Raw genomic sequence first — 11,917 nt, forward strand, 5'->3', positions numbered from 1 at the left:
GCAGGGCGCAAAGCACGTGGCGCGCAGGGCTATCCCGGGTGGTGGGACGACGGGCCGTTCGCTGGCAACTGGGCGCGGTATTGCCCTGGAGGCATGCCAAACCAGCGTCGGCAGGCGCGAAACAAATTGCTTTGGTCTGCAAAGCCGAGCAGGTCAGCCACTTCGCCGAGACTGCGGTGCGCGTCGCCCAGGTACTGGCGGGCCAGCTCGCACCGGGTTGCGTCCAGCAGTTGTGCAAAGCTGCTGGCCTCGGCCAGAAGACGGCGCTGCAGGGTGCGATCGGACAAGTGCAGGCGCGCCGCGATGACGTCGCGGCGCGGCTCGCCTCCTTGATGCAAAACGCGCGCCAGTTCGCTGCGCACGCGCGTGCTGATGTGGGTCTGGCCGAGCTCGTCCAGCCGCTCTTGGACCAGTCGGCCATGCAAGTCCCACAAACTGGGGTTGTACGTGGGAATCGGGCTGAGCATGTCCTGTCTGGCCAGCAGCATGCGGCTGGCGGGCTGGTCAAAGCGCATGGGCACGCCAAAAGCAACCCGGAGCGGTGCCGGGTTGGCGGGAGCCGGATAAACCCATTCCACGGCCAGCGGTTCGACCTTCTGGCGTGTGAGCCACTGGCACAGCATGAGCAGGGTGAGCATGCCGTATTCCACGCGCTGGCGTGGCACCGGGCGGGCGGTGCCGATGTGGCCAAGGATCAGCCAGAACCCCTGGGTGTCTTCTTTCTGCAGTGCAAAAGTGGCGGCGTCTGACACCACGGCCATCTGGCGCGCCAGAAGCTCAAACCCTGCGCGCAGGCAGGGGGCCGATGCGAGTGCGTGGCCCACCACGTCCAGGTAGCCGTAGCGCGCGGCCAGCGGGCGGTCGAGCCCGAGATGGCTGTTGCCCGACTGCGCTACGGCCAGCTCCCATACCTGGCTGAAGGCATCGGCGGGAATGCGGGCCGTGGGGTCTTGCAACACAGCGATATCGATGCCTGCCTGTGCAAACAGTGATCGGGTGTCCAGGCCCTGGGCCGACATCATGTCGGCCACACCTTTGACCCATGCGGCGGAGCTGGTGCGGCCTATCACCCCCTTGAAAGGCATCGCAGATTCCTCGGAGGGCGGATGGCGCGTGAAGTCATTGTGTTGGCGTGGTTACGACAGTGGCTTAAAGGAGGTGTGTCCACAGAATGGCGGGGTGCCTGTTCAGGGCCGCAAGTGTGGACCGGATATCGCTTGCATGCCCATTCCTGAAAACCCCATGAGGAGACAAACATGATGAAGTTGCGGTTCTTAATGCAGTGGTGTGGTCTTGCCTTGCTGGCAGGCACGGTGGCCGGTTGCGGTGGAACGCTGGGTACGGATGCGCCCGAGTTGCGTGCGACCACCTACGGCGTGATTCGGGGGGTGAACGACAGTGCCGTTTCGGGCACCTATGCATGGAAAGGCATTCCTTTTGCACAAGCGCCTGTGGGGGCGCTGCGCTGGCAGCCTCCGGTGGAACCCGCCGCCTGGCCAGGCGTGCGCGATGTGCGTACTTTTGGCAACGCCTGCCTGCAAATAGGCCGTATTTATGGGCCCGGTGCGAACAACCGGTTCGACGACAGCATTGCGCAGACACTCAACACGCCGGTGGGCAGCGAGGATTGCTTGACGCTCAATATCTGGCGCCCGGCAAGTTCTCAGGAGCGCCTGCCCGTGGTTCTGTTTTTGCATGGGGGCAGCGCCATCTCGGGTTACACAGCCGACCCGGTATATGACGGTGCGATGTTGGCGCGCACCGCGAATGCCGTGGTGGTGACGGCAAACTATCGCCTTGATGTGCTGGGCTATATGCAGATGCCCCAGCTGGGTGGTGGCTCGGCGTCCTATACCGGGAACTATGCGCTGCTGGACCACATGCAAGCGTTGAAATTCCTGCAGAAAAACGCCGCAACTTTTGGTGGTGACCCGGGCAACGTGACCCTCATGGGGCAATCGGCGGGCGCAATTAATGCATTGGCATTACTGGCCGCACCGCAGGCCAAGGGTCTTTTCCACAAGATCATCCCGATCAGTGGCGGTCTTTCGTTGGCTGAAAATCTGCCAAAGGGAACTATTCCGACCCTGAATCCGGTGGCGAAATATTCGGCGCAGTCGAGTCTGCTGCTCGCTCACCTGATCGTGGATGAGGGTCTGGCAGCAGATCTTCCTGCTGCCCAGACGCTGGCAGGTGCGTGGTCGTCGGCCCGGGTTGGGGAATACCTGCGCGGCAAGGACGGGAAGCTCGTACTGCAGACCGTCCTCAAGTACGGCTTGGGAGGGTCGGGACCGATTCCCGATGGCGTTTTTCTGCCTGTCAATCCAATGGCAGAAATAGCGGCGGGCCGTTACAACAAAGTTCCCGCATTGGTGGGCAGCACGGGTCAAGAGGGTAAATTGTTTGCACCTTTCCTGGCGCTGCTGGGCGGAAAACCGGGGATGAAAATAGACGATGCGACGCGCTTTCGCATGATGCAGGCGTTTGACCCCGATGCGCCGCCAACGCTCACGGCGGCAGACATCCTCGATCCGTCGTATTTACCGGTCACAGCCCCTGGTACTGGCTACAACGCCAAGACCGACCTTTTGGGTGCGCTTTTTACCGGCGCTAGCCGCGATAATCTGCTGCAATCTTTGCGCTCCCAGCAAGACAACGTATGGGCATATCAGTTCAACTGGAGTCAAGAGCCCGCACCTTGGAACGATGTGTATGGCTCAGCCCATGCATTTGATTTGCCATTCGTATTTGGTAACTTTGGTCCTTCGGTTTTTGCTAGGGCAGTGAACAGCCGGGCCAATCAGCCTGGGCGTCTGGCACTCGCCACTGCAATGATGGGGAGTCTGGGAGCATTTTTGCGAACGGGCAATCCAAACAATGCGGCACTGGGCAAGACGTGGGAGCCGGCGCCTCGGATCTGGTTATTCGATGCGGATCTGTCTGATTTGCGCATGGGCCAGAAATAGGGTGGTACCGCAGGCTCGTCAGTCGCCGGCTGTGGCCTTGAGGTGCGCCGCAAGCGCGTTGTCGTCCACGATGGCCACCCGTCCGAAGTCCAGCGACACGATGCCTGAGGCTTCCAGAGTGCGCAGCACGCGGTTGACGGTCTGGCGCGAAAGGCCGCACAGCTGGCCGATTTCTTCCTGTGTGAGGTTGAGCCTGCGCGTGCTGCGCCAAAACAGACGGCTGAGGTACAGCGCCACGCGGTGTTCTGTTGAGCGCATGCGACCCGCTTCGATGATGGCCATGGCCTGGCCTAGCCGCAAGTTCATGTGCAGCACCAGAAATTGGTTGAAAGCCAGGCTGGTTTCACGCAGCGTAGCGAACAGAGGCTGTGGCAGGCAAAGCAGCTGGGTCGGGCGCAGGGCCACCACTTCGTACTTGCGCGGCTCGGGTTTCATGGCAGAGCCTTCACCGAACCAGTCGCCATCGGACACGCCGATGAAAGCCGATGCGCGCCCCTTGCATGCAGGGCTTTGCAGCAAGACCAGTCCCGAGAGCACGGCGTGCCAGCCCTCCACGGCAGAACCTGCAGGCAGCATGACATCGCCTTTGGCACCGCCGATGGCATACACGTCGCGACGCAACTGTTCCTGCAGATCAGTGGGAATCGAGGTGAACCACGGCTGGCATGCAATGAAGCGATCCGCCGAGGGGGTGGTGCAAAACATGGCTGGATTGTCGCTGCATATGTGTCTGCAACTGCGGGAAAACCCGTGCTAAATGTCGGACAGGCGACAGGTGTTGGATTTCCTGTCCAGGCACAGCACACTGCGCGGCCTTTGCGTCGCATGTGATGCAGAAGCATCCCAACGAAACGGAGACCGAAATGTTGAACAAGAGACGCGTGCTGGGTGTGCTGGCCTCACTGGCATTGCTGGCGCCCTGGGGTGCGCTGCATGCGGGGCCGGGCGTAACCGACAGCGAGATCGTCATTGGCCAGTCACTGGGGTTGACCGGCCCGTTGGCCGCCATGGCCCCCGAACTGGTGAATGTCACCAAGACGTATCTGGACGGCATCAATGCCCAGGGCGGCATCCATGGGCGGCGCATCCGGATCGTGACCGAGGACGACGGCTACAAACCGGAAAACACTGTCCGGCTGGTGGGCAAGATGGTTGCAGAAGATCAGGTATTCGCTTTGATGAACCTGACTGGCACCGCCAATGTAGGTGCCATCCTGCCCTTGCTGGCCAAGGAGACCCCGCCCGTACCGTTGATTTCGCCATTTACCGGGGCCGACCTGCTGCGGGAGCCGGCCATCAACCATGTCTTCAATGTCCGCGCCAGTTATGGCGACGAGGTCGAGAAGCTGGTGCAGCACCTCACCACCCTGGGTGTACCACGCATCTCGGTGCTTTGGATGAACAACGGTTTTGGCAAGGATGGTTTGACGGGTGCACGCAAATCCATGGAAAAACGTGGGCTCAAGCTGCACTCCGATGCACCCATCCAGGCCGATTCCTCCGATGTGCAGCAAGCGGTGCAGGCCCTGAGCGCCAGCGCACCCGATGCCATCATCATGATTACCGCGGGTGCGCCGACGGTGACTTTCATCAAGGCCTATCGCAAGGTGAGCCGGGCAGCCCGTTTCTACACCACCTCGGTGATGGGGTCGCAGTCCACCATCCAGGCACTGGGGCCCGATGGCGTGGGTGTGGTGGTGACATCGGTCGTGCCATTTCCATGGAGCCACAGTCTGCCTGTGGCCCGGGAATACCGCGCTGTGTTGAAGAAGGCCCACATGGAGGAATCAGTGTCTTTCATCGGCCTGGAGGCCTATATCAATGCCAAGGTGCTGGTCGAGGGACTGCGCCGCGCCGGCAAGGACCTGACACGGCCCCGCTTCATCCAGGCCCTGGAATCCTTGCAGCATTTTGATGTGGGCGGGTTCGAGGTGGACTATGGCAAAGGGGTGCGCCAAGGCTCCCGCTTCGTGGATTTGACCATCATCGGTGCGGGTGGCAAGTTCACCCGTTAGGATGGTTCTGTTTTTATGGAATGCATAGTTAAAGGAGCACATATGCTGGGTTTGATGCAGAGTCAGCCATTGCTGATTTCGTCGTTGATTGAATTTGCCGAGCGCCACCACGGCGATGGGGAAATTGTTTCGCGGCGTGTGGAAGGCGATATTCACCGCTACACCTACCGTGATCTGGCGGCGCGCTCGCGCCAGTTGGCCAACGCGCTGGACAAGCAAGGGTTGGCGTTCAGCGACCGTGTGGCTTCCCTGGCCTGGAACGGCTATCGCCACATGGAAATGTATTTCGGCGTGAGTGGTTCGGGCCGTGTGCTGCACACCATCAACCCGCGTCTGCACCCCGAGCAGATTGCCTGGATCATCAACCACGCAGAAGACCAGGTGCTGTGTTTTGACATGAGCTTCCTCCCCCTGGTGCAGGCTGTGCATGCCAAGTGCCCCACGGTGAAGAAATGGGTGGCACTGTGCGATGCCGACAAATTGCCGGCAGACACGGGCGTCCCGGGGCTGATCAGCTATGAGGCATGGATTGCCCCCCAATCGACCGAATATGCCTGGCCGCAGTTTGACGAAAACACGGCGTCCAGCATGTGCTACACCAGTGGCACCACAGGGAACCCCAAGGCTGCGCTCTACAGCCACCGCTCGACCACGCTGCACGCCTATGCAGCCGCATTGCCCGATGTGATGTGCCTGTCGGCCCGCGATGCCGTTTTGCCCGTGGTGCCCATGTTCCACGTCAACGCCTGGGGCATTCCGTACTCTGCGGCGCTGACCGGCTGCAAGGTTGTTTTCCCCGGTCCGGCGATGGACGGCAAGTCGATCTACGAATTGATCGAGGCCGAGAGGGTCACCTACGCTGCGGGCGTGCCCACGGTCTGGCAGATGATGCTGGGCCACATGAAGCCCGCCGGCCTGAAGTTCTCAACGCTCAAGCGCACCGTGATTGGTGGTTCGGCCTGCCCACCGGCCATGATCACCGCCTTCCAGGACGATTTTGGTGTCGAGGTGCTGCACGCCTGGGGTATGACTGAAATGAGCCCGTTGGGCACCCTGTGCACGCTCAAGAACAAGCAGCTCGACCTGTCCAAGGACGAGCAGATGAAGATCCGCCAGAAGCAAGGGCGGGCTATCTTCGGCGTGGACATGAAAATCGTGGACGGCAATGGCGACGAATTGCCCTGGGACGGCAAGACCTATGGCGACCTGCTGGTGCGCGGACCGTGGATTCTCGGAACCTATTACAAGGGGGAGAGCCCGTTGGTCGAAGATGCCCAGGGCCGGGGCTGGTTCCCCACGGGCGACGTGGCCACCATTGACGCCAATGGCTTCATGCAGATCACTGACCGCAGCAAGGACGTGATCAAGTCGGGTGGCGAATGGATCAGCTCCATCGATATTGAAAACATCGCCATGGCGCATCCGGCCGTGGCCATGGCTGCCTGCATTGGCATGCCGCACCCCAAGTGGGATGAACGCCCGATTGTTGCCGTCACGCTCAAGCAAGGTGCGGAGGTCACGCGCGAGGAACTGCTGCGGTTCTTCGAAGGCAAGACTGCGAAATGGCAAATCCCGGACGACGTGGTGTTCGTCGAGGCCATTCCTTTGGGTGCGACCGGCAAGATGCTCAAAACAAGGCTGCGTGAGCAGCTCAAGGATTACAGGCTTCCAAGCCTGTGATGAGAAGCTGCTATGGAACTCGGGGGAGTGCCATGGCAGTCGCGCGTGTGATAGGTGCTAGGGGCAATCCCTGAGTAATGATGCAGCGCAACACTGTACGCTGCACTTTGTTGATTCAACTGGAGACTAAAAATGAAATTTGCTATCAAGACCGTAGCTGCTTCCCTTTTGCTGGCAAGCGCTACAGGTGCTTTTGCTCAAAAGGGTGAAACCGTCAAAATTGCCTGGATGGATCCTCTGTCTGGCCTCATGGCAGCGGTCGGTACGAACCAGCTCAAGAGCTGGCAGTTTCTGGCAGAAGAGTTCAGCAAGAAGAATGTCGCGGGCGTGAAGTACGAGATCATCGGCATCGACAACAAGCTCAGCCCGCAGGAGACCAGCAGCGCCTTGCGCTCTGCCATCGACCAGGGCGTGCGCTACGTGGTGCAGGGCAACGGCTCGGGCCCTGCGCTGGCCATCATGGATGCGCTGGAAAAGCACAATGCCCGCAATCCCGGCAAGGAGGTGCTGTACCTCAACTACGCTGCGGTGGACCCTGACCTGACCAACAGCAAGTGCAGCTACTGGCATTTCCGCCTCGATGCCGACACTTCCATGAAAATGGAAGCGCTGACCACTTACATGAAGGATGTGCCAGAGGTCAAGAAGGTTTACCTGATCAACCAGAACTACTCGCACGGCCACCAGGTTTCCAAATACGCCAAGGAAATGCTCAAGCGCAAGCGCCCCGACGTGCAGATCGTGGGTGACGACCTGTCGCCACTGGCCCAGGTGCGTGACTTCTCGCCCTACATCGCCAAGATCAAGGCTTCGGGTGCCGATACCGTGATCACCGGTAACTGGGGCTCCGACCTGGCGCTGCTCATCAAAGCTGCCAACGATGCAGGCCTGAACAACGTCAACTTCTACACCTACTACGGCTCTGTCTCGGGCACGCCCACGGCCATGGGTGCGAACGCCGCAGGCCGCGTGTACATGGTGGCTTATGCCCACATGAACCTGCCTGGCCCGCTGAACCAGATCGTGGTGGACTACAAGAAGAAGTTCAACGATGACATGTACACCGGCGCCGTGTACCACGGCTTTGCCATGCTGTCCGAAGCCTTTGCCAAGGCCAAGTCCACCGAGCCGGCCAAGGTGGCCCCCGTGCTGGAAGGCATGAAGTTCAAGAGCTTCAACGGCGAGGTCGAAATGCGCAAGACCGACCACCAGCTCCAGCAGGGCCTGTTTATCTCCAAGTGGGAAAAGGCCGGTGGCAAGAACCCCATTGACTCGGAAGGTACGGGCTACACCTTTGTGCCCGTGAAGTACTACGAGCCCTATGTGGCCAGCACGCCGACGTCGTGCCAGATGAAGCGCCCTTCCTAAAGCGGTTATTTCGGTATATGAGGCCCGATACCCCTCGGGCCTCTTTTTTTGACCTAGTGGTGAAGAATTTCCATGAATCCTGAGTTTTTCGTCATCTCGACGCTCAATGGCGTGAGCTATGGACTGCTGCTGTTCATGCTCAGTTCGGGCCTTACGCTGATCTTCAGCATGATGGGCGTGCTCAATTTTGCGCACACCAGTTTCTACATGCTGGGGGCCTATTTCGCCTACACCATCTCCAGTGTGGTCGGGTTCTGGCCGGCCCTGGTTCTGGCACCCTTGGCAGTGGGTGCCCTGGGGGCGCTGTTCGAGCGCTACAGCCTGCGCCGCGTGCACAAGTTTGGGCATGTGCCCGAGTTGCTGGTCACGTTCGGCTTGTCGTATTTGATTCTGGAACTGGTGCAGCTGGTGTGGGGGCGATCGACCGTACCCTATGGCCTGCCCGAACAGCTACAGGGGCCGCTCTTCACCATCTACGGCACGCAGTTTCCCAAATCGCGCTCCTTCATCATGCTTGTCGCCCTGGTCATGCTGGTCTCGGTATGGCTGCTGCTGACGCGCACACGCATTGGCCTGGTCATCCAGGCAGCCCTCAAGCACCCCGAGATGGTGCAGTCGCTGGGCCACAACGTGCCGCGCGTCTTCATGCTGGTGTTTGGCGGCGGCTGCGCGCTGGCTGGCCTGGCGGGGGTGATTGGTGGCAACACCTATGTCACCGAGCCTGCCATGGCGGGATCGGTGGGTTCCATCATCTTTGTGGTGGTGGTGGTGGGCGGCATGGGCTCGCTGGCGGGTGCCTTCCTGGCATCGCTGATTATCGGGTTGGTGCAAACCTTTGCCGTGGCCATGGACCAGTCGCTGGCGACCGGCCTGCAAGCGCTGGGCATGGCAGTGACCGAAGAAACCTTTGGCTGGCCTTTGCTCAAACTCACCATTTCGCAGGTAGCTCCCATCCTGCCGTACCTCTTTTTGGTGCTGATTTTGATCTTCCGCCCCAAGGGCCTTTTGGGCACGCGGGAGGACTGATGCCATGACAATGACTACATCCACCGCTACTTCGTACTACCGTTTCAAGCCCTGGAACGTCGGGCGCATCGTTATCTGGTCTTTGTTTGCGCTCGTGCTCATTGCAGCGCCGCTGCTGTTCACCAGTAGCCTGGCGCTGACCATGCTGTCGCAGATCGGCTATCTGATCGTCATTTGCTTGAGCTACAACATGTTGTTGGGGCAGGGCGGCATGCTCAGCTTCGGGCATGCGGTGTACACCGGGCTGGGCTCCTTCATGGCGATCCACGCGATGAATCTGGCCGGCAAAGGCAGCCTGCCCATCCCGCTGGTTCTGATTCCCTTGGTGGGCGGGCTGGCCGGCATGCTGTTTGCTGTGCTGCTGGGTTTTGTAACCACCAAGAAATCGGGCACTACCTTCGCCATGATCACCCTGGGTATTGGGGAACTGGTGGCCTCGATGGCTCTGATGTTCCCTGAGTTCTTTGGCGGCGAAGGCGGTATCACGACCGATCGCGTATATGGCAAGTCGTTCATGGGTCTGAGTTTTGGACCGGCCATTCAGGTGTACTACCTGATCGCTGCCTACTGCTTTGTGTGCACGGCTGCCATGTTCGCCTTCACGGCGACGCCGCTGGGGCGCATGCTGAATGCCGTGCGGGACAACCCGGAGCGGGTTGAGTTCATTGGCTACAACACCCAGCGGGTGCGCTATTTCGCGTTCATCGTTTCTGGGTTCTTTGCCGGCATCGGTGGTGGCCTGGCGGCGATCAACTTCGAGATCGTCACAGCGGTGGACAGCGTGAGCGTGATTCGCTCTGGCGGCTATCTGCTGTTCACCTTCCTGGGAGGGGCCACCTTCTTCTTTGGGCCCATCATCGGTGCGGTGCTGCTGGTGTTTGCATCGGTGCTGCTGTCCGAACTATCGAAAGCCTGGTTGCTGTACCTGGGCCTGGTGTTCCTGTTCATGGTCATGTTTGCACCGGGAGGTGTCGCCAGCCTCATCATGATGAACATGCGTTTGGCCAAGTTCGGCAAACTGCGTGCACTGTTGCCGTCGTACCTGGCGCTGTTTGGTACCGGGCTGGTGGCTGTGTTGGGCGCTGCCTGCATGGTCGAAATGATTTACCACTTGCAGCTCAATGAAGCGTTGGGGCCAGAGCTGTCGTTCATGGGTGCCACACTCAATGCCAGGGCATTCACAAGTTGGTTCGGCGCCGGGTTCGTGCTGCTGACGGGGCTGGGACTGTTTGAACTGTGCAGACGCCAGTTCCGACGCCAGTGGGAAACTATCCAGGAAGAAATTGAACACCAGATCAAGCGTGGGGAGGCGCTGTAACCATGGCGCAAAACGCTACTTATGCATTGGAGCTGCGTGACCTGCGCAAGAGCTTTGGCAAGACGGAGATTATCCGTGGAGCCAACCTGTCTGTGGCTGCGGGCGAACGTGTGGCCATCATTGGCCCTAACGGTGCGGGCAAATCCACGCTGTTCAACCTGATCAGTGGGCGCTTTGCGCCTACCAGTGGAGAGGTGCTGCTGGGCGGGCAGCGCATCGACGGTAAAAAACCCTTCGAAATCAACCGCATGGGGCTTTCGCGGAGCTTCCAGATCACCAACATCTTCCCCAACCTGAGTGTTTTTGAGAACCTGCGCTGCGGCGTGCTCTGGAGCCTGGGCTACAAGTACACCTTTCTGCGTTTTCTCTCGCGGCTGGACGACGCCAATGACCGTGCCCGCCAGCTCATGGAGATGATCAAGCTGGACAAGAAGCGCGACACACTGGCCGTGAACCTGACCTACGCCGAGCAGCGCGCACTGGAGATCGGCATCACCATTGCCGGTGGCGCCAATGTGATCTTGCTCGACGAACCCACCGCCGGCATGAGCCGCAGCGAGACCACGCGCTTCATCCATCTCATCAAGGAAGTGACCGAAGGCCGCACCTTGCTGACCGTGGAGCACGACATGGGCGTGGTGTTCGGGTTGGCGGACAAGATTGCTGTGGTGGTCTATGGCGAGGTCATCGCCTATGACACACCCGACAAGGTGCGTGCCAATGCGCGCGTACAGGAGGCCTACCTGGGCTCTGCCGTGGCCGATGCACAGGCGGAGGGACACTGACATGCTGCACATCAACAACCTTCACGCTTATTACGGCAAAAGCCATGTACTGCACGGCGTCAGCTTCGACGTGCAGCCGGGCGAGATCGTGGCCCTGCTGGGTCGCAATGGCTCAGGCCGCTCGACCACTGCCAAGGCCATCATGGGTTTGGTGAACTGGGAAGGCGACGTGCAATGGAAGGGCAAAAGCCTGGAAGGCAAAAAAGCCTACGAGATTGCCCACCTGGGCCTGGGCTACGTGCCAGAGAGCCGGGACGTGTTTCCTAACCTCACGGTGCACCAGAACCTGCTGCTCGGCCAAAAGGGCAGCGGCAAAGGCAGTCGTTGGTCGTTTGACGACATGTACGACATGTTCCCGCGGCTCAAGGAGCGGCGCAATATCCCGGCGGGGGTGATGTCGGGCGGAGAGCAGCAGATGCTCACCCTGTGCCGCACCCTCATGGGCGACCCGGACCTCATCATCATCGACGAACCTACCGAGGGCCTGGCCCCCAAGATCGTCGAACTGGTGGGGCAATATCTACAGACCCTCAAGGCCAAAGGCATCTCGGTGCTGCTGATTGAACAGAAGCTCACCATTGCAATGACCATTTCTGACCGCTGCCTGGTCATGGGACATGGCAGCATCGTCTTTGATGGCACACCGGACGGTTTGCGCGCCGATAACTATGTGCGCAAGGAGTGGCTGGAGGTTTGACCAGCAGCATTCTGGCCCAAACGCCCTGTGCTGTGCGCAGGGCGTTTGGCATTTTGGGGCGG

At 60.1% G+C, this 11,917-nt stretch carries 10 protein-coding genes; 8 read left to right on the top strand and 2 right to left on the bottom strand.

Annotated features, from left to right (window positions below):
* Positions 1 to 29: 29 nt before the first annotated feature.
* Positions 30 to 1,085 carry an AraC family transcriptional regulator gene (locus C8D04_RS04545; RefSeq protein ID WP_233521106.1) on the bottom strand — a complete coding sequence of 352 codons (1,056 nt, stop codon included), beginning with the start codon at positions 1,083 to 1,085 and terminating at the stop codon, positions 30 to 32.
* A gap of 171 nt (positions 1,086 to 1,256) precedes the next feature.
* Between C8D04_RS04545 and C8D04_RS04550 the strand changes: the two genes are divergently transcribed.
* Positions 1,257 to 2,966, top strand: coding sequence for a carboxylesterase family protein (locus C8D04_RS04550; protein ID WP_116003790.1), 1,710 nt, complete (start codon positions 1,257 to 1,259; stop codon positions 2,964 to 2,966).
* Positions 2,967 to 2,984: 18 nt separating this feature from the next.
* On the opposite strand, the gene C8D04_RS04555 is transcribed toward C8D04_RS04550, so the two are convergent.
* The gene (locus C8D04_RS04555; RefSeq protein WP_116003791.1) at positions 2,985 to 3,671 is read right to left on the bottom strand and encodes a Crp/Fnr family transcriptional regulator; all 687 of its coding nucleotides are present in this window, start codon (positions 3,669 to 3,671) and stop codon (positions 2,985 to 2,987) included.
* A 158-nt stretch (positions 3,672 to 3,829) separates the two neighbouring features.
* On the opposite strand from C8D04_RS04555, the gene C8D04_RS04560 reads away from it, so the two are divergent.
* The 7 genes from C8D04_RS04560 to C8D04_RS04590 all read left to right on the top strand — a co-directional run bounded on the left by C8D04_RS04560 (position 3,830) and on the right by C8D04_RS04590 (position 11,855).
* Positions 3,830 to 4,981, top strand: coding sequence for an ABC transporter substrate-binding protein (locus C8D04_RS04560; RefSeq protein WP_158550280.1), 1,152 nt, complete (start codon positions 3,830 to 3,832; stop codon positions 4,979 to 4,981).
* Between the two features lie 42 nt (positions 4,982 to 5,023).
* Positions 5,024 to 6,661 (top strand): 3-(methylthio)propionyl-CoA ligase, encoded by a 1,638-nt coding sequence (locus C8D04_RS04565; protein WP_116003793.1) that lies wholly within the window; start codon positions 5,024 to 5,026, stop codon positions 6,659 to 6,661.
* A 132-nt stretch (positions 6,662 to 6,793) separates the two neighbouring features.
* Positions 6,794 to 8,029 carry a branched-chain amino acid ABC transporter substrate-binding protein gene (locus tag C8D04_RS04570; protein ID WP_116003794.1) on the top strand — a complete coding sequence of 412 codons (1,236 nt, stop codon included), beginning with the start codon at positions 6,794 to 6,796 and terminating at the stop codon, positions 8,027 to 8,029.
* A gap of 72 nt (positions 8,030 to 8,101) precedes the next feature.
* Positions 8,102 to 9,055, top strand: a complete 954-nt coding sequence (locus C8D04_RS04575; RefSeq protein WP_116003795.1) for a branched-chain amino acid ABC transporter permease — start codon at positions 8,102 to 8,104, stop codon at positions 9,053 to 9,055.
* 4 nt (positions 9,056 to 9,059) lie between these two features.
* Positions 9,060 to 10,373: a branched-chain amino acid ABC transporter permease gene (locus tag C8D04_RS04580; protein WP_233521107.1), complete on the top strand. Its 1,314-nt coding sequence runs from the start codon at positions 9,060 to 9,062 to the stop codon at positions 10,371 to 10,373.
* Between the two features lie 2 nt (positions 10,374 to 10,375).
* Positions 10,376 to 11,158 carry an ABC transporter ATP-binding protein gene (locus tag C8D04_RS04585; protein ID WP_116003797.1) on the top strand — a complete coding sequence of 261 codons (783 nt, stop codon included), beginning with the start codon at positions 10,376 to 10,378 and terminating at the stop codon, positions 11,156 to 11,158.
* A gap of 1 nt (position 11,159) precedes the next feature.
* Positions 11,160 to 11,855 (top strand): ABC transporter ATP-binding protein, encoded by a 696-nt coding sequence (locus C8D04_RS04590; protein ID WP_116003798.1) that lies wholly within the window; start codon positions 11,160 to 11,162, stop codon positions 11,853 to 11,855.
* The last annotated feature ends 62 nt before the right edge of the window (positions 11,856 to 11,917 follow it).

The organism is Simplicispira sp. 125 (assembly GCF_003096555.1).
Lineage (GTDB): Bacteria > Pseudomonadota > Gammaproteobacteria > Burkholderiales > Burkholderiaceae_C > Simplicispira.

Excerpts from the sequence above, each read along its gene's own strand:
- C8D04_RS04545 (WP_233521106.1), bottom strand. The coding sequence starts at position 1,085 with ATGCCTTTCAAGGGGGTGATAGGCCGCACCAGCTCCGCCGCATGGGTC.
- C8D04_RS04550 (WP_116003790.1), top strand. The coding sequence starts at position 1,257 with ATGATGAAGTTGCGGTTCTTAATGCAGTGGTGTGGTCTTGCCTTGCTG.
- C8D04_RS04555 (WP_116003791.1), bottom strand. The coding sequence starts at position 3,671 with ATGTTTTGCACCACCCCCTCGGCGGATCGCTTCATTGCATGCCAGCCG.
- C8D04_RS04560 (WP_158550280.1), top strand. The coding sequence starts at position 3,830 with ATGTTGAACAAGAGACGCGTGCTGGGTGTGCTGGCCTCACTGGCATTG.
- C8D04_RS04565 (WP_116003793.1), top strand. The coding sequence starts at position 5,024 with ATGCTGGGTTTGATGCAGAGTCAGCCATTGCTGATTTCGTCGTTGATT.
- C8D04_RS04570 (WP_116003794.1), top strand. The coding sequence starts at position 6,794 with ATGAAATTTGCTATCAAGACCGTAGCTGCTTCCCTTTTGCTGGCAAGC.
- C8D04_RS04575 (WP_116003795.1), top strand. The coding sequence starts at position 8,102 with ATGAATCCTGAGTTTTTCGTCATCTCGACGCTCAATGGCGTGAGCTAT.
- C8D04_RS04580 (WP_233521107.1), top strand. The coding sequence starts at position 9,060 with ATGACAATGACTACATCCACCGCTACTTCGTACTACCGTTTCAAGCCC.
- C8D04_RS04585 (WP_116003797.1), top strand. The coding sequence starts at position 10,376 with ATGGCGCAAAACGCTACTTATGCATTGGAGCTGCGTGACCTGCGCAAG.
- C8D04_RS04590 (WP_116003798.1), top strand. The coding sequence starts at position 11,160 with ATGCTGCACATCAACAACCTTCACGCTTATTACGGCAAAAGCCATGTA.